The organism is Inquilinus sp., assembly GCF_039594555.1.
In the GTDB taxonomy this organism is placed as follows: domain Bacteria; phylum Pseudomonadota; class Alphaproteobacteria; order DSM-16000; family Inquilinaceae; genus Inquilinus.
Genome location: NZ_JBCNNF010000119.1, coordinates 1 through 17,096, shown reverse-complemented (window position 1 = coordinate 17,096; position 17,096 = coordinate 1). Strand labels below are relative to the sequence as shown.

The window sequence follows — 17,096 nt, the reverse complement described above, 5'->3', positions numbered from 1 at the left end:
CCCGGCCAGGCCGCCGCGGCGCGTGCCCCGGCCGCCGATGCGGCCGGTCTGCGCGGCGTCCCGGCCATGGCCGACGACGAAGAGGACACCCGCCGTCGCACTGGTGGTGCCCCCGGTCGCGGTGCGCCCGGCCGCGGCGCCCTGCCCGGCCGCGGTGCCCCGGCCAGCCCGCCGAAGCGTACCCCCGGTGCGGGCAAGTCCGAGCCGAAGCGCCGCTCCGGCAAGATGACCGTGGTGCAGGCCCTCAGCGACGACGGCGAGACCCGCGGCCGCAGCCTGGCGGCGATGCGCCGGGCCCGCGAGCGCGAGCGCCTGGCGATGCAGAGCCAGAACCAGGAGAAGATCGCCCGCGAGGTGGTCGTCCCCGAGGTTATCACCGTGCAGGAGCTGGCCAACCGCATGGCCGAGCGCGGCGGCGACGTGGTCAAGTCGCTGATGCGCATGGGCGTGATGGCGACCATCACCCAGTCGATCGACGCCGACACCGCCGAGCTGGTGGTGGCGGAGTTCGGCCACAAGGTGAAGCGCGTCGCCGAATCCGACGTCGAGATCGGCATGCGCGGCGACGAGGATGCGGCGGAGAATCTGCAGCCGCGGCCCCCGGTCGTCACCATCATGGGCCATGTCGACCACGGCAAGACCTCGCTGCTGGACGCGCTGCGGCACACCAACGTCGTGTCGGGCGAGGCCGGCGGCATCACCCAGCACATCGGCGCCTATCAGGTGCAGGTCGCATCCGGCCAGCGCGTCACCTTCATCGACACGCCGGGCCACGCCGCCTTCACCGAGATGCGCGCCCGCGGCGCCAACACCACCGACATCGTCGTGCTGGTGGTGGCCGCCAATGACGGCGTCATGCCGCAGACGATCGAGGCCATCCGCCACGCCCGCGCGGCGGAGGTGCCGATCATCGTCGCCATCAACAAGATCGATCTTCCGGATGCGAAGCCGGAGCGCGTGCGCACCGAGCTGCTGCAGCACGAGATCGTGGTCGAGGAGATGGGCGGCGAGACCCTCGACGTCCCGGTCTCGGCCAAGACCGGCCAGGGCCTGGATAAGCTGGTCGAGGCGATCCTGCTGCAGGCCGAGGTGCTGGATCTCAAGGCCAATCCGGACCGCCCGGCCGAAGGCACCGTGGTCGAGGCCAAGCTGGAGCGCGGCCGCGGCTCGGTTGCGACCGTCCTGGTCCAGCGCGGCACTGTCAAGGTCGGCGACATCTTTGTCACCGGCGGCGAATGGGGCCGCGTGCGCGCCCTGCTCGACGATCGCGGCCAGAACCTGAAATCGGCGGGCCCGGCCCAGCCGGTCGAGGTGCTCGGCCTCAACGGCACGCCGCTCGCCGGCGACGACTTCGTGGTCGTCGACAGCGAGAGCCGCGCCCGCGAGATCACCGAGTTCCGCAACCGCAAGCGTCGCGAGGCGTCCCATGTCGCTACCGCGCGCGGCTCGCTCGAACAGATGTTCGAGAAGATCCGCGAGGGTGAGGCGAAGGAGCTGCCGGTCATCATCAAGGGTGACGTGCAGGGTTCGGTCGAGGCCATCGCCGGTTCGCTGGAGAAGGCCGCGGGCGACAATGTCGAGGTGAAGGTGCGCGTGCTGCATTCCGCGGTCGGCGCCATCACCGAGAGCGACGTCACCCTGGCCGCGTCGACCGGCGCCATGCTGATCGGCTTCAACGTCCGCGCCAACCCGCAGGCGCGGGAGATGGCCAAGCGTGACGGTGTGGAGATCCGCTACTACTCGATCATCTACAACGTGATCGACGACGTGAAGGCGGCCCTGACCGGCCTGCTGGCGCCGAAGATGCGCGAGAACTACATCGGCAATGCCGAGATCCGCGAGGTCTTCAACATCACCAAGGTCGGCAAGGTCGCCGGCTGCATGATCACCAACGGCGTGGTCAAGCGCGGTGCCGGCGTCCGCCTGCTGCGCGACAACGTCGTGATCCACGAGGGCACGCTGAAGACCCTGAAGCGCTTCAAGGACGAAGTCCGCGAAGTGCGCGAGGGTTACGAATGCGGCATGGCCTTCGAGAATTACGACGACATCCGCGCCGGCGACGTGATCGAGTGCTTCGAGCTGGTCGAGGAGGTCCGCGCGCTCTAACGCCGGCCCCTCCTGCCCCAGCGCCGCCGGCCTCCGGGCCTGACGGCAGTTCCTTCCCCGGTCCGGCCGGGCGGCACACCCGCCCGCCGGACCGGCGCCGTTTCGAGTACAGACCATGCGACACACCCCTGCCAACGGCCCGAGCCAACGCCAGCTGCGCGTCGGCGAGGAGCTGCGCCACGCTTTGGCTGCCATCCTGCTGCGCGGCGAGCTGCACGACCCCGACCTGGCCGGCGTGCCGATCACCGTCTCCGAGGTCCGTCCCAGCCCGGACATGAAGCACGCCACCGTCTTCGTCACGACGCTGAACGGCGACAAGATGGACATCGTGCTCCCGGCGCTGCGCCGGGCCGCGCCGTTCCTGCGCGGCCAGGTGGCGAAGGCCGTCCGGCTGCGCCACACGCCCCAGCTCAGCTTCCAGGCCGACACGTCGTTCGACTATGCCCAGAAGATCAACACGCTGCTGCACCAGGACGTGATCGCCCGCGACCTGACGGACGACAAGGATCCGGACGACGCGGACGACGCCAATGGCGCGTAGGAAGCGCGGCCGCCCGGTGCATGGCTGGGTGGTGGTCGACAAGCCGGTCGGCGTCACCTCGACCCAGGTGGTCGGCCGCATCCGCCGGATCTTCGACGCCGAGAAGGCGGGCCATGCCGGCACGCTGGACCCGCTGGCCAGCGGCATCCTGCCGATCGCGCTGGGCGAGGCGACCAAGACCGTGCCCTACGCCATGGATGGCGAGAAGACCTACCGCTTCACCGTGCGCTGGGGCGAGGCGCGCGACACCGACGACGCCGAGGGCCAGGTCACCGCGACCAGCGACGTGCGGCCCGACCCGGACGCCATCGCCGCGGTCGTGCCCCGCTTCATCGGCGAGATCAGCCAGGTGCCGCCGGCCTTCTCCGCCATCAAGGTCGATGGCGAGCGCTCCTACGACCTGGCCCGCGCCGGCGAGGCGGTGCCGCTGGCGCCGCGGCTGATCCGGATCGACGACCTGAGCCTGGCCGAGATCCCGGACCGCGACCACGCCACCTTCGACGTGCAGTCCGGCAAGGGTGCCTATATGCGCGGCCTGGCCCGCGACATCGCCCTCGCCCTCGGCACGGTGGGACACATCGTCGCATTGCGCCGGACCGCGGTTGGCCCCTTCGGCCTTGACGACGCGGTCCCCTTGGAGCATATCGACGCGCTAGCCAAGCAGCCGGGGGCCGAGCAATCGGCCCTCGACGGCATTCTGCTTCCGGTCGAGACCCCGCTGGACGACATCCCGGCGGTGGCCCTGACGGAAGCCGAAGCGCAACGGATGCGGCACGGCCAGTCGGTCGCGCTGCTTCGGCGCTCGGATCGGGAGCGGATCGCCGCCCTCGATCTCGATCCGGACAACCCGGACGCCATCGTTCTGGCCTTCTGCGGGGACGCCCCCGTGGCCCTGGCCCGTATCGACGGCGGCGAGATCCGGCCGGTGCGCATCCTCAACCTCTGATCTAGGAGACCACGATGTCGATTACGCCGGAGCGCAAGCAGGAAGTCATTGGCACCTATGCCCCGAAGGCCGGGGACACCGGTTCGCCGGAGGTGCAGGTCGCGATCCTGTCCGAGCGCATCGCCAACCTGACCGAACACCTGAAGACCCACTCGAAGGACTTCCACAGCCGTCGGGGTCTTCTGATCATGGTCGGCCGCCGCCGCCGCCTGCTCGACTATCTCAAGCGCAAGAACAACGCGCGCTACGAGGACATCGTCAAGCGTCTCGGCCTGCGTCGCTAACAACCGCATGCACCCTCTTTTCCCTGTCATTCCCGCGAAAGCGGGAATCTCCATCCGGTTTGGACGTGATGAGATCCCCGCTTTCGCGAGGATGACGGTCGGAAGAGAGTCTCTGATTTCGTGACATCGGCGCCGCCGGCCCCCCAGCCGGCGGCGCTTGTCGTATTTCGCCCCCGGGCCCGGCGTGGAGCGGCCCGACCCCGATAGGCCCGAAGTGGCACGGGGTGTCCGATGAAGGAAAACGCGATGTTCAACATCTATCGCAAAGAGATCAACTGGGGCGGCCGCAAGCTGGTCCTCGAGACGGGCAAGATCGCCCGCCAGGCCGACGGCGCCGTGCTCGTCACCTATGGCGAGAGCGTGGTGCTCTGCACCGCGGTCGGGTCGAAGCAGAAGTCGAAGTTCGACTTCTTTCCGCTGACCGTGAACTACCAGGAGAAGGCGTTCGCCGCCGGCAAGATCCCGGGCGGCTTCTTCAAGCGCGAAGGCCGCCCGTCCGAGAACGAGACGCTGGTCAGCCGCCTGATCGACCGCCCGATCCGCCCGCTGTTCCACCCGAGCTACCGCAACGAGACCCAGGTCGTCGCCACGGTGCTGAGCCACGATCTGGAGAATGATCCGGACATCGCGGCGATGATCGGCGCCTCGGCCGCCCTGACCATCTCCGGCATTCCGTTCCTGGGCCCGATCGGCGCCGCCCGCGTCGGCTACATCGACGGCCAGTACGTGCTGAACCCGACGCTGGAGCAGACCAAGGAGAGCGCGCTCGACCTCGTCGTCGCCGGCACCGAGGAAGGCGTGCTGATGGTCGAGTCCGAGGCGCAGGAGCTGACCGAGGAGATCATGCTCGGCGCCGTCGCCTTCGGCCATGCCGCCGCCAAGCAGGTGATCCAGGCGATCATCGAGCTGGCCGAGATGTGCGCCAAGGAGCCCTGGGCCCTGACCGACGAGCCGGCCGAGGTCGCCTCCGTCAAGGCCAAGTTCCAGGCCGTCGCCGGCGAGCTGCGCGACGCCTACAAGATCGTCCGCAAGCAGGACCGCTACGCCGCGGTCGACGCGGTCAAGGAGAAGGCCCTGGCCCTGCTCGAGGGCAACGAGGCCGAGCTGGCGGTCGGCCCGGGCGTGTTCAAGGATTTCGAGAGCGACATCGTCCGCGGCAACATCCTGGACACCGGCCTGCGCATCGACGGCCGCGACACCAAGACGGTCCGCCCGATCGTCGCCGAGGTCGGCGTGCTGAAGCGGGCCCATGGCTCGGCCCTGTTCACCCGCGGCGAGACCCAGGCGCTGGTGGTCACCACGCTGGGCACCGGCCAGGACGAGCAGATCATCGATGCGCTCGAGGGCGAGTACCGCGAGAACTTCATGCTGCACTACAACTTCCCGCCCTATTCGGTCGGTGAAGCGGGGCGCATGGGCAGCCCGGGCCGCCGCGAGATCGGCCACGGCAAGCTGGCCTGGCGTGCGGTGCACCCGATCCTGCCGACCAAGGAGCAGTTCCCCTACACCATCCGCGTGGTGTCGGAGATCACCGAGTCGAACGGCTCCTCCTCGATGGCCACGGTCTGCGGCTCGTCGCTGGCCCTGATGGATGCCGGCGTGCCGCTGTCCAGCCCGGTGGCCGGCATCGCCATGGGTCTGATCAAGGAAGGCGAGCGCTTCGCCGTCCTGACCGACATCCTGGGCGACGAGGACCATCTCGGCGACATGGACTTCAAGGTGGCCGGCACCGAGCGCGGCGTCACCAGCCTGCAGATGGACATCAAGATCACCTCGATCACCGAGGAGATCATGAAGATCGCGCTGGAGCAGGCGCGCGAAGGCCGCGTTCACATCCTGGGCGAGATGTCGAAGGCCCTGTCGGCGGCCCGCGGCGAGGTCAACAAGAACGCGCCGCGCATCACCACCTTCTCGATCCCGAAGGATAAGATCCGCGAAGTGATCGGCACGGGCGGCAAGGTGATCCGTGAGATCACCGAGACCACCGGCGCCAAGATCGACATCGAGGATGACGGCACCATCAAGGTGGCGGCGGTCGACGAGAGCGCGGCCGAGGCGGCGATCAACTGGATCAAGGGCATCGTCGCCGAGCCCGAGGTCGGCAAGGTCTATAACGGCAAGGTGGTGAAGACCGTCGATTTCGGCGCCTTCGTCAACTTCCTGGGCAGCCGCGACGGCCTGGTCCACATCTCGGAGATGCGGCCCGGCCGCGTCGCCAAGGTGGCGGACGTCGTCAAGATGGGCGACGAGGTCAAGGTCAAGGTCCTGGGCTTCGACGACCGCGGCAAGATCAAGCTGTCGATGAAGTTCATCGACCAGCAGACCGGCGCCGAGCTGCCGCGCGAAGAGGCCCAGCGCCAGAACGACGCGGCCAACTGAGGTTGGTGGAACACTCTCCCTGTCATTGCCGGGCTTGACCCGGCAATCCAGGAGGTGTGGACAGTCTCTGGATGCCCGGGTCAAGCCCGGGCATGACAGATAAAAGCAAGGGGCAGCCCGCCTGGGCTGCCCCTTCTTGTTACCGCCCCTGCTACGCCGCCCGGCTGAAGCCCGCCGTGTCCAGCGGCAGCTTGCGCACCCGCTTGCCGGTGGCAGCGAAGACGGCGTTGCACAGCGCCGGGATCACCGGCGGCAAGGCCGGCTCGCCCAGGCCGGTCGGCGGGAAATCACTGGCCACGAAGGCGACGGCGATGTCCGGCGTGCCCGGAATGCGCGGCAGCGGGTAGGTGTCGAAATTCTCCTGCTCGATCCGCCCGCCGGCCAGCGTGATCGACAGCCCGCCCAACGCCTGGCCCAACCCGTCGATCACCGAGCCTCGCACCTGGTTCTCGGCGCCGGACGGGTTGACCACATGGCTGCCGATGTCGCCGGCCACCCAGACCCGCGGCACCCGCACCGTGCCGTCCTGCGCCACCGCCGCCTCCACCACCTCGGCGAAATAGCCGAGATGGCAGAAATAGAAGGCGAAGCCCTTGGCGCTGCCCGCCCCAGCCGGCTTGACCGGCCAGTTCGACATCGCCAGCACCTTCTCGATCACGCCGCGGGCCCGGCCGGTGTGGAACTGGGCCGACGACCCCTGCCGCGCCGGCAGCAGCCGCGGCTCGCCCAGCAGTCCCAGCAGCAGCGTCGGCAGGTCGGTGCCGGCCGCCTGCGCCACCTCGTCCAAGAAGGACTGATAAGCCCAGGCCAGGCCGTTCGACCGCGGCGCCCGCATCGGCCCGGTCGGCACCGCGCTGTCGATGCCGGACTGGGCGAAGACCAGGTTCGGTGTCATCAGCGCCGGCAGGTCCTGGAAGTCGAACTCGCCGCCCGACACCGGCTTGCCGCCCCGGGTCAGAGTGACGAAATGGGCGGCGAAGGCAGCGGGCTTGCCGGCCGCGTCGAGGCCCGCGGTGAAACGGTGCCAGCCGGCCGGGCGGTAGAAATCGTGCTGGATGTCTTCCGTCCGGGTCCAGACCAGCTTGACCGGCGTGCCCGGCACCTGCCGCGCGATCGCCGAGGCCTGCACCACATAGTCGTTCATCAGCCGCCGGCCGAAGCCGCCGCCGATGCGCGGCATGTGCATGGTGATCTGCTCCGGCTTCAGCCCCAGCGCGTCGGCGACGATGCCGCGCCCGCGCTCCGGCAGCTGGCTCGGTGCCCATAGCTCCAGCGTCCCGTCCTCGTGCCACAGCGCGGTGCAGTTCTGCGGCTCCAGCGGCGCATGCGACAGATAGGGATAGGCATAGTCCGCCGTGATCCGCTTCGCCGCCCCGGCCAGCGCGCCATCGACGTCGCCGGTGCGGAACAGCTCGGCCTGCGGCGCGCCGTCGAGGAAAGCCTTGGCCTGGGCGTCATAGGCCGCGCTGCTCTGCGCCGCGCCCGGCCCCTCGTCCCACTGGGCGTTCAGCGCCGCGCGGGCCTGGTTGGCCAGCCACCAGTTGCTGGCCAGGATGGCCACGCCGTCGACCAGGCTCTCGGCCCGGCCGTTGCCCTTGACCGTGAACACCTGGCGCACGCCGGGCTTGGCGCGCGCGGCGTCGAGATCGGCCGATTTCAGCGTGCCGCCGAACACCGGGCAGCGCTCGAACACCGCGTACAGCATGCCGGGCAGCCGGGTGTCGATGCCGAAGATCGGCTCGCCGCGCACCACGCGCGGGCTGTCGCAGCCGCCGGTCGGCCGGCCGATGATGCGGAACGCCGCCGGGTCCTTCAGCCGGACCGACGCCGGGTCCGGCATCGGCAGCGCCGCGGCCTCGGCCGCCACCTCGCCATAGCCGAGGGACCGCCCGCTGGCCTCATGCAGCAGCCGGCCGGAGCGGGTGGTGACGCTGTCGGCCGGCACGTCCCAGCGCCGCGCCGCGGCCTGCACCAGCAGCGCCCGCGCCGCCGCGCCGGCCTGGCGCAGCGGCATCCAGTTGGTCGGCGTGGCGCGGCTGCCGCCCGCGGTCTGCGGGCCGTACACCGCCTCGTTCACCATTGCCTGGGTGACGGTGACCTGATCCCAGTCGACGTCCAGCTCATCGGCGATGATCATCGGCAGCGACGTCTTGATGCCCTGCCCGATCTCCGGGTTCTTGCCGGTGATCGTCACCCGCCCGTCGGGCGCGATGGCGATGAAGGCGCCGAGCGTGCCGGCGCCCTCGCCGGCCGCCAGTGCCGGCAGCGGCAGGGTGGCGTCGATCAGCAGGCCGCCGCCGACCAGCAGCGAGGCCTTGAGGAAGGCGCGCCGGCCGAGCCCGGCCTCATGAAGCAGATGTCCCATCAGCCGGCACTCCCCTCGGCCGCGTTCCGCTCCGCCGCCTTGTGGATGGCGGCGCGGATGCGGGTGTAGGTGCCGCATCGGCAGAGATTGCCGGCCATGGCGGAATCGATGTCGTCGTCGCCGGGCGCCGGGGTGCTGGCCAGCAGCGCCGCGGCGGACATGATCTGCCCGGCCTGGCAGTAGCCGCACTGCATCACGTCGAAGGCCAGCCAGGCCTGCTGCAGCCGGGCGCCGACATCGGTGGCGCCGATGCCCTCGATGGTCACGATCCTGGCGGTGCCGACATCGCCGATCGGCGTCTGGCAGGCGCGCACCGCGGCGCCGTCGAGATGCACGGTGCAGGCGCCGCACAGCCCCGCGCCGCAGCCGAATTTGGTGCCGACCAGGCCGAGCTCGTCGCGCAGGGCCCACAGCAGGGGCATCTCCGGCGGCGCGTCGATATGCTCGATCCGGCCATTGATGTTCAGTTCGACAGGCATGGACAGCTCCGTCTCTGCGACCGGCCATGCACGGCGGACCGCCGCCAGTGCGCCGGGTCCAGGATTTCCAGAAGGGAGAAGGATACGATCCGCTTGTCGCAGAACTGTGCCAGGGAAACCGGACGGTGTCCCCAGGCCAGCGCATCGCTGCGGCATCCCGTCCCATTCGCGGACGAAAACAACAATATCGGTATGGTATTTAGCGAGCCGCCGCTGTCCATGCCTTATGCACGAACCAGCCGGCTGTGATTTAACCCACGATTGGTCAGATTATCTCGTTCATTATATCCATAATACTGCGACGATATTCGTGTCGATGACTCGACCATTATCTGTTACTGTCGAAATTGTATCGAATTTGACCTGCAATCTTCCCGTAGCAGCGCTATTGCAGGCTGACATCCCGCAGGCGCAGGGCGCTGCGCCCTGATCCGCGATGATGATGGAGGGTGACATGGCCGGACCGCTCGCGATTGGTGAGGACGCGCCCGAGCCCAGAGACTGAGCCGGCGGCGCCCATGACCAAGACAGACCCGATCCTGGCCCCGGCGATGGGGCGCGCCTCCCCCGCCGTCCATGCCGTCTACGACCCGCCGACCGGCAGCGTGCAGTACATCGTTGCCGACCCCGCGACCGGCGACTGCGCCATCATCGACCCGGTGCTGGATTTCGACCTGAAATCCGGCACCGTCTCGACCCGCAACGCCGACCTGATCCTCGACCATGTCGCGCGGTGCGGGCTGCGGGTGGCCTGGATCCTCGACACCCATCCGCATGCCGACCATTTTTCGGCCGCCGCCTATCTGAAGGAGAGGACCGGCGCCCCGACCGGGATCGGCGAGAAGGTGGCCGGCGTGCAGGCGCTGTGGCGGGAGCTGTACCACCTGCCGGACCAGCCGACCGACGGGACGGGCTGGGACCGGCTGTTCCGCGACGGCGACCGGTTCCGGATCGGCAGCCTGGAGGCGCAGGTGCTGTTCTGCCCGGGCCACACCATGGCGTCGGTCACCTATGTCATCGGCGACGCCGCCTTCATTCACGACACGCTGTTCATGCCCGATGGCGGCACGGCGCGGGCCGACTTCCCGGGCGGCGACGCGCGGCAGCTCTGGGCGTCGATCCAGCGCATCCTGGCCCTGCCGGACGACACCCGCCTGTTCACCGGCCACGACTACCGGCCGGACGGGCGCGAGCCGCGGTGGCAGAGCAGCGTCGCCGGGCAGAAGGAGCGGAACATCCATATTGCCGCGGTGTCGGAGGCCGAATTCATCGCCCTGCGCCGGGACCGCGACCGGACCCTGCCGCTGCCGGCGCTGATGCTGGCGGCGCTGCAGGTGAACATCCGCGGCGGCCGCCTGCCCGAGCCCGAGGCGAACGGCAGGCGCTACCTGAAGATCCCGCTCGACGCCTTCCCGGACGCGCCGCAGGGGTGACGGTCCCGGGGACATTGCGGCCGCCCTGCCGCGCTCCGGCCTTGATCTCAAGGCACTTTGCCGCGACGTTCACCGACTGATTCGGAAATCGCGGAGAGGGCCCATGTCGATGACCACGCGGATGGCGGTGCTGGCCGGGGTGGTGCTGCTGGCCGGCTGCCAGAGCTCGGGCCAGGGCCAGCCGGTGGTGCCGACCCCGATGCCGGGCGCCTCGGCCGCCTTCCCGGCCCAGTCCGAGGCGCAGGGCTTCCAGCAATGGGTGGCGGCGTTCCGGGCAGAGGCTGCGGCGCGCGGCATCAGCCAGGCGACGCTGGCCACGGCCTTCGACACCGTGCAGTTCCTGCCCAAGGTGGTCGATGCCGACCAGTCGCAGGCGGAATTCACCAAGGCGATCTGGACCTATCTCGACAGCGCCGTCTCGCCCGACCGCATTCGCAACGGCCAGGCGATGCTGGCGCAGTGGGGGTCGACCGCCAACGCCGTCGAGCAGCGCTACGGCGTGCCGAAGCAGGTCATCACCGCGATCTGGGGCATCGAGAGCAATTACGGCCAGAATTTCGGCACCACCGAGGTGATCGACGCCCTGGCCACGCTCGGCTATGAGGGCCGCCGCCAGGACTGGGCCAAGGAGCAGCTGTTCGCGGCGTTGCAGATCCTGCAGCAGGGCGACATCAGCCGCGACCGCATGCTGGGCTCCTGGGCCGGCGCCATGGGCAACACCCAGTTCCTGCCGACGGTGTTCCTGAGCTCCGCCGTCGACGCCGATGGCGACGGCCGCCGCGACATCTGGGGCAGCATCCCAGACGTCATGGCCTCGACCGCCAACTACCTGGCGCAGTCCGGCTGGCAGCGCGGCCAGCCCTGGGGCGTCGAGGTCACCCTGCCGCGCGGCTTCGACTATTCGGTGGCGGAGCTGAGCACCAGGCAGCCGGTGGCGCAATGGGCGGCGCTGGGGGTGAAGCCGGTGTCCGGCCGCAGCCTGCCGGCGCTAGGCGATGCCTCGGTGATCACCCCGGCGGGGGCGCGCGGCCCGGCCTTCCTGGTCGGCCCGAACTTCAGCGTCATCATGAAGTACAACAACTCGACCAGCTACGCCCTGGCCGTGGCCACCCTGTCGGACCGGCTGGCCGGCGGCGGCCCGATCGCCGGGTCCTGGCCGCGCGACGAGCAGCCGCTGTCCCGCAGCGAGGTGATGGAGCTGCAGTCGCTGCTGGCGGCGAAGGGCTTCGCCACCGGCGGCAGCCCGGACGGGCTGGTCGGGCCGGCGACGCGCGGGGCGATCCGTGGCTGGCAGGCTAGCAAGGGCCTGGTGCCGGACGGGTTCCCGACCACGACCCTGCTGCAGCAGGTGCGGGCCGGGTGAGGACCGGCCGCGTCGCGGCCGAACCCCTCTTGCCAAAGGCGCGGTTTCCGGTCGGAGTGATCCGGCCGGATCCCTGACGACGACTCGCGCATGCCCGATCTGCTGTACAGCATCCTGGCCGGTGCCGTGGCCGGCATACTCGCCAGCCTTGTCGTGACGCGGTGGCGGCCAGCCGCAGCCCCATCCATCCCCGAGCCGGCGCCTGCGGCCGAGCCCGTGCCCGTGCCCGTAGCCGAGTCGGCGACCGAGGCGTCGACTGCCGCCGAGCCGGCGGTGCAGCCCGCGCCGACCGCGAGCGCCGCCGCCCTGCTGCAGCGGATCAGCCAGGCGCTGACCCCGAAGGCGGAGGAGGTCAGCGGCCCCGGAGAGCTGCCGGACATTCCTGAGTTCCAAGCGGCACTCGACGCGATGCGGCGCCCGGATGCCGGCTTCGACCTGCTGCGCCACCACGCGCTGGGCGGCAACTGGCCGATGGCCTGCGCCGCCTTCACCGTCCTGCGCGACCATCCGGACCGGCAGTCGCTGGCCGACGAGGTGATGCGGCACCTGCCGCACACCCGCCCCTATGTCCTGCCCGACGCGCTGCGGTTCCTGACCACGCTGGATCCGCGCCCCCTGGTTGGGCAGGTGGTCCTGGCCGCACCGGAATGGTGGGAGAACAACCCGGTCATCTCCCGCTTCGTCGAGGTCTATTTCGAGCGCAGCGCCGAGCTCGGCGACACTCCCGGCTTCGGCACCCTTCTCGGCCGCTATGCCGAACTCGACCTCGACCCCGCCCGGGGCCTGCTGCGCAAGATCCGGCACCCCTTCGCCGCCCGGCTGCTCGAAGCGCTCAGGGTCTGGCAGGACACGCGGATCGACCGCGCCTTCCTGTCCGGCATCGGCACGCTGTGGAGCGAGGACGAGGACGACCGGCTGCTGGTCCCGCCCGCCGTGTGGCAGGAGCAGCTGTCCACCGCCGAGACCGCCATCCAGGCGCCGCGGCCGCGTTCGGTCCTGGTCACCGGCACCCCGCGCATCGGCAAGAGCGCGTTCCTGCGCCTGCTGGGCCTGAGCCTGCAGGAAGCCGGCTGGCAGGTGTTCATGGCCAGCGGGCACGAGCTGATGGCCGGCCAGATGTATATCGGCCAGCTTGAGGGACGGATCCGCCAGCTGGTTGACGCCCTGCATGCCCGCCGCAAGGTCGTCTGGTATGTGCGCGACCTGGGCCAGATGGCCGGCAGCGGCACCCATCGCGGCCAAGCGGCCAGCATCCTCGACCAGATCATGCCGGCGGTGGTGGCGGGCGACCTGATCCTGGTCGGCGAAACCAGCCAGGCGGCAGCGGCGCGGCTGTTCCAGGCCTACCCGTCGCTGCGTTCGGTGATCGAGACGGTCGCGCTGGAGCCGATGAACGAAGGCCAGACGCTGGAGCTGGCGGGGGAGCTTGGCCGGCGCATCGGCGACGCGGTCGGCGTGACCGTGTCAGAGCAGGCCGTCACCACGACCATGGAACTGGCCCAGCATTATCTCGGCAGCGGCCAGCTGCCCGGGGCCGTGCTGGAGCTGCTGAAGCGCGCCACCGCCCGGTCGCTGCATGCCGGCGAGGAGACGCTGACCCCGGCCAGCGTGATCGCCACGCTCTCGCAGATCTCCGGCCTGCCGGCGGTGATCCTCGACACCAGCCAGCGGGTGGAGCTGGGCACCATCCGCGACTATTTTAGCCGCCGCGTCATCGGCCAGGACGAGGCGGTGCAGGCGGTGGTCGACCGCATCGCCATGCTGAAGGCCGGCCTGACCGATCCCGGCCGGCCGATCGGCGTCTTCCTGCTGGCCGGCCCGACCGGCACGGGCAAGACCGAGCTGGCCAAGACGCTGGCCACCTTCCTGTTCGGCGCCCCCGACCGGATGGCGCGGCTGGACATGAGCGAGTTCCAGACCGCCGAATCCACCGCCAAGATCCTGGGCAAGCCGGGCGAGAGCGACGCCGATTCGCTGATCGCCCGCGTCCGCAAGCAGCCCTTCTGCGTGATCCTGCTCGACGAGTTCGAGAAGGCGCATCCCAATTGCTGGGACCTGTTCCTGCAGATCTTCGACGACGGCCGGCTGAGCGACGCCAATGGCCGCGAGGCCGATTTCCGCCACAGCTTCATCATCCTGACCTCGAATCTCGGCGCCACCGCCCATCGCCGGCAGAGCTTCGGCTTCCTGGCGGACCCGCAGGCCTATGGCGAGGACCAGGTGCTGGCCACCATCGGCCAGACCTTCCGCCCCGAATTCGTCAACCGGCTGGACAGGATCATCGTGTTCCAGCCGCTGTCGCGCGAGCTGATGCGCAACATCCTGCACAAGGAGCTGGCGCTGGTGCAGGAGCGGCGGGGCCTGCGCGAGCGCAGCTGGGCGGTGGAGTGGGAGGCCGGCGCCATCGAGTTCCTGCTGGACCGCGGCTTCAGCCCGGAGATGGGAGCCCGACCGCTGAAGCGCGCCATCGACCAGCTGGTGCTGGCGCCGCTGGCCGCCACGCTGGTGGAGCGCCGCTTCCCCGAGGGCGACCAGTTCCTGTTCGTGCGCTCCGACGGCAAGGCCATCCAGGTCGAGTTCGTCGATCCCGATGCCGCGCCGACGGAGGAGGCGGCGCCGGACATCGAGCTGGACGACACGCTGTCGCTGCCGGGGATCATGCTGCGGCCGAACGGCTCGCAGGCCGAGCGGACGTTCCTGAACGCCAGCTGGCAGGCCATCCGCGAGGAGATAGACGGGCCGGACTGGACCACGCTGGGCGACACGCTGCGGGCCGAGCTGGCCGACCCCGCCTTCTGGTCGCGGGACGACCGGCACACCGTCTTCTCGCGCCTGGAGCTGATGGACCGCATCCGCGAGGCCGCGCGCACCGGCGAAAGTCTGGACCGGCGCTACGCCCACACCGTTGGCACCCCGCAGCGGGCGTCGCGGGAGCTGGCGTCGCGGCTGGCGCTGCAGCTGTTCAACCTGCGCGCGGGCCTCGACGACCTCGCGGCCGGTGCGCCGATCGACGCCCTGCTGCGCGTCGAGCCGGCGCTCGACGCCGGCGGCGGCGGCAGCCAGGCGGAGGCGTGGTGCCGCCGGCTGACGGACATGTATCGTGCCTGGGCCGGTCGCCGCCATATGCAGCTGCTGGAATACGCCGCGCCCGGCGGCAAGGGCCGGCCCATCCTGCACGTCACCGGCTTCGGCGCCTTCCGCGCCCTGGCCGGCGAGCACGGCCTGCATGTCCTCGAGGACCCCGCCCCGGAAAAAAGCGCCCAGCGCACGGTGGCCCGGGTCATCGTGGCGGCCGGCCCGGACCGCGACATGCCGGAGGGCGGGGAGCATGACGCCGCCGGACGGCGGCTGGCAACATCGCCGGGCGCGGCCGCCATCATCCGCCGCTACCGCGACGGCGCATCACCCCTGGTGCGCGACGCCGGCGGCTGGCGCAGCGGCCGGCTGGATGCCGTTCTCGGCGGCGATTTCGACCTGATGGGTGCGGTCGCCAGGAAGCAGCCGGCGGAATAGAAGCTCAGGTCCGGGCGGCCAGCGCCGTCATCCGCGCCACCAACGCGGCGACGGCCGGCCGGGCGCCGCCGGTGCGGGTCACCAGGTGATAGGCCAGCGGGCTGGGCGCCTCGTGATCGCCCAGCCGCACCAGACCGCCCACCTGCACGGCGCGGTCGGAGAAGGGCGCCCGGGCCAGGGCGATGCCCAGCCCGGCTTCCGCCGCCGCCAGCACCAGCGTGTAATCCTCGAAGCGCCGGTCCTGCGGCCGCGGCCTCAGCGCGATGCCGCGGGCGTCGAACCAAGCACGCCAGCCGGTCAGGTCGGAATCGTGCAGCAGCGGGGCCTGCAGCAGGCCCTCCGGCGTGGCGCCGACCCGCCGGGCGAGATCGGGATGGGCCACCGGATACAGCCGTTCCGGCAGCAGGCGCACGGCCTGGACGCCGGGCCAGGCGCCGGGGCCGTAGCGCACTGCCAGGTCGACCTCGCCGCCCGCGACATCGGCGTTGCGGCCTTCGACCGCGATCTCCAGCCGCAGCGCCGGGTCGCCCCGCTCCAGCGCCCTCAGCCGCGGGAACAGCCAGAGCTTGGCGAAGCCGGGCACGACGCTGACCCGCACCACCTCCGGCCCGCGCCGGCGGCGCCAGCGCACCGCCGCCTCGTCGATCAGCCGGAACGCCGCCTCCACCCGCGAGACGAAGCGCTGCCCGTCCGGCGTCAGCCGCACGCCGCGGCCGTGGCGCTCGAACAGCGGCGTGCCCAGCCAGGCCTCGACCGTGGCGACCCGTCGGCTGACCGCGCCATGGGTCAGGCCCAGCGCCTCGGCCGCGGCGCTGAAGGACTCATGCCGGGCGGCGACGCAGACGGTGTCGAGGCTGTCGAGCGGCGGACGCTCCGGGCTTGAGCTGTGATTCATGTGCACAGCTCAAGCTCGATCGGTGCCCTATGTCAACAGCACGGCCGGTGCCAGAACGGAGACCTTGCGTCGAAACGAGGTGCAACCGTGTCCAGCCGCGCCCCCCGGGCCCTCGGCGCCTACGCCGCCGTGGCCGTCACCATCCTGTCCTGGGCCTCGGCCTTCCCGGCGATCCGCCTGGCGCTGCGCGAGCTGCAGCCGGTGCCGCTGGCCGCCGCCCGCTTCGCCGTGGCCGCCGTGCTGGTCCTGGGCTGGCTGGCCTGGCGCCGGCCGCCGCGCCCGGCCTGGCCCGACCTGCTGCGCTTCACCCTGTGCGGGCTGGTCGGCATCGCCGCCTACAACATCCTGCTGAACAGCGGGCAGCGCAGCGTCGCCGCCGGCGCCGCCAGCTTCATCGTCAACACCGCGCCGATCCTGACCGCGCTGCTGGCCCGGCTGGTGCTGGGCGAGCGCTTCGGCGCCCGCGGCTGGGCCGGCACGCTGGTCAGCTTCACCGGCATCGCCCTGATCGCCGCGGCCCAGCCCGGCGGCCTGGCCTTCGGCGCCGGCGCCAGCCTGGTGCTGGGATCGGCCCTGTGCATGGCCTGCTACGTCGTGCTGCAGAAGCCTTTGGTGGCGCGCTACGGCGCCCTGGCCTGCACCGCCTGGACGCTGCTGGCCGGCGCGCTGTGGCTGTCGCCCTGGCTGCCCGAGGCGGCCGCCGAGTTGCCCGTCGCCAGCGCGCCCACCATCGCCGCGGTGATCGGGCTCGGCGTGCTGCCGGCGGCCATCGGCTACGCCACCTGGACCTAT

12 protein-coding genes are annotated in these 17,096 nt (G+C 70.8%); 9 read left to right on the top strand and 3 right to left on the bottom strand.

Annotation, left to right across the window (positions count from 1 at the left end; all coding sequences use genetic code 11):
* The 5 genes from infB to pnp form a co-directional block, all read left to right on the top strand.
* On the top strand, positions 1 to 2,106 hold a 2,106-nt coding region (gene infB, locus ABDW35_RS14760; protein ID WP_343714636.1), incomplete at its 5' end, for a translation initiation factor IF-2.
* Between the two features lie 115 nt (positions 2,107 to 2,221).
* Positions 2,222 to 2,647, top strand: a complete 426-nt coding sequence (gene rbfA, locus ABDW35_RS14755) for a 30S ribosome-binding factor RbfA (RefSeq protein WP_343714635.1) — start codon at positions 2,222 to 2,224, stop codon at positions 2,645 to 2,647.
* Entirely contained in the window at positions 2,637 to 3,593 is a 957-nt protein-coding gene (truB, locus tag ABDW35_RS14750; RefSeq protein WP_343714634.1) for a tRNA pseudouridine(55) synthase TruB, read from the top strand. Before rbfA ends, truB begins: the two co-directional genes overlap by 11 nt.
* A 14-nt stretch (positions 3,594 to 3,607) precedes the next feature.
* Positions 3,608 to 3,877, top strand: coding sequence for a 30S ribosomal protein S15 (gene rpsO / locus ABDW35_RS14745; RefSeq protein ID WP_088157909.1), 270 nt, complete (start codon positions 3,608 to 3,610; stop codon positions 3,875 to 3,877).
* Between the two features lie 231 nt (positions 3,878 to 4,108).
* Positions 4,109 to 6,256 carry a polyribonucleotide nucleotidyltransferase gene (gene pnp, locus ABDW35_RS14740; RefSeq protein ID WP_343714633.1) on the top strand — a complete coding sequence of 716 codons (2,148 nt, stop codon included), beginning with the start codon at positions 4,109 to 4,111 and terminating at the stop codon, positions 6,254 to 6,256.
* A gap of 151 nt (positions 6,257 to 6,407) precedes the next feature.
* Here pnp and ABDW35_RS14735 read toward each other — a convergent pair whose 3' ends face one another.
* Together ABDW35_RS14735 and ABDW35_RS14730 are read right to left on the bottom strand one after the other, a co-directional pair.
* Positions 6,408 to 8,621: a molybdopterin cofactor-binding domain-containing protein gene (locus ABDW35_RS14735; RefSeq protein WP_343714632.1), complete on the bottom strand. Its 2,214-nt coding sequence runs from the start codon at positions 8,619 to 8,621 to the stop codon at positions 6,408 to 6,410.
* Positions 8,621 to 9,100 carry a (2Fe-2S)-binding protein gene (locus tag ABDW35_RS14730; RefSeq protein ID WP_343714631.1) on the bottom strand — a complete coding sequence of 160 codons (480 nt, stop codon included), beginning with the start codon at positions 9,098 to 9,100 and terminating at the stop codon, positions 8,621 to 8,623. The genes ABDW35_RS14735 and ABDW35_RS14730 overlap by 1 nt, the downstream gene beginning before the upstream one ends.
* Positions 9,101 to 9,618: 518 nt before the next feature.
* On the opposite strand from ABDW35_RS14730, the gene ABDW35_RS14725 reads away from it, so the two are divergent.
* From ABDW35_RS14725 to ABDW35_RS14715, 3 genes are all read left to right on the top strand, one after another.
* Positions 9,619 to 10,533 (top strand): MBL fold metallo-hydrolase, encoded by a 915-nt coding sequence (locus tag ABDW35_RS14725; protein WP_343714630.1) that lies wholly within the window; start codon positions 9,619 to 9,621, stop codon positions 10,531 to 10,533.
* A gap of 103 nt (positions 10,534 to 10,636) precedes the next feature.
* Positions 10,637 to 11,896 carry a lytic murein transglycosylase gene (locus ABDW35_RS14720; protein WP_343714629.1) on the top strand — a complete coding sequence of 420 codons (1,260 nt, stop codon included), beginning with the start codon at positions 10,637 to 10,639 and terminating at the stop codon, positions 11,894 to 11,896.
* Between the two features lie 222 nt (positions 11,897 to 12,118).
* Positions 12,119 to 15,409, top strand: a complete 3,291-nt coding sequence (locus ABDW35_RS14715; RefSeq protein ID WP_343714628.1) for an AAA family ATPase — start codon at positions 12,119 to 12,121, stop codon at positions 15,407 to 15,409.
* 4 nt (positions 15,410 to 15,413) lie between these two features.
* Here ABDW35_RS14715 and ABDW35_RS14710 read toward each other — a convergent pair whose 3' ends face one another.
* Complete coding sequence (locus ABDW35_RS14710) at positions 15,414 to 16,304, bottom strand: LysR substrate-binding domain-containing protein (RefSeq protein ID WP_343714627.1); 891 nt, start codon at positions 16,302 to 16,304, stop codon at positions 15,414 to 15,416.
* A gap of 87 nt (positions 16,305 to 16,391) precedes the next feature.
* Between ABDW35_RS14710 and ABDW35_RS14705 the strand changes: the two genes are divergently transcribed.
* Positions 16,392 to 17,096, top strand: a 705-nt coding sequence (locus ABDW35_RS14705) for a DMT family transporter (protein ID WP_343714626.1), incomplete at its 3' end; no start/stop codon positions are given.

Excerpts from the sequence above, each read along its gene's own strand:
- ABDW35_RS14735 (WP_343714632.1), bottom strand. The coding sequence starts at position 8,621 with ATGGGACATCTGCTTCATGAGGCCGGGCTCGGCCGGCGCGCCTTCCTC.
- rbfA (WP_343714635.1), top strand. The coding sequence starts at position 2,222 with ATGCGACACACCCCTGCCAACGGCCCGAGCCAACGCCAGCTGCGCGTC.
- truB (WP_343714634.1), top strand. The coding sequence starts at position 2,637 with ATGGCGCGTAGGAAGCGCGGCCGCCCGGTGCATGGCTGGGTGGTGGTC.
- ABDW35_RS14730 (WP_343714631.1), bottom strand. The coding sequence starts at position 9,100 with ATGCCTGTCGAACTGAACATCAATGGCCGGATCGAGCATATCGACGCG.
- ABDW35_RS14725 (WP_343714630.1), top strand. The coding sequence starts at position 9,619 with ATGACCAAGACAGACCCGATCCTGGCCCCGGCGATGGGGCGCGCCTCC.
- ABDW35_RS14710 (WP_343714627.1), bottom strand. The coding sequence starts at position 16,304 with ATGAATCACAGCTCAAGCCCGGAGCGTCCGCCGCTCGACAGCCTCGAC.
- ABDW35_RS14720 (WP_343714629.1), top strand. The coding sequence starts at position 10,637 with ATGTCGATGACCACGCGGATGGCGGTGCTGGCCGGGGTGGTGCTGCTG.
- pnp (WP_343714633.1), top strand. The coding sequence starts at position 4,109 with ATGAAGGAAAACGCGATGTTCAACATCTATCGCAAAGAGATCAACTGG.
- rpsO (WP_088157909.1), top strand. The coding sequence starts at position 3,608 with ATGTCGATTACGCCGGAGCGCAAGCAGGAAGTCATTGGCACCTATGCC.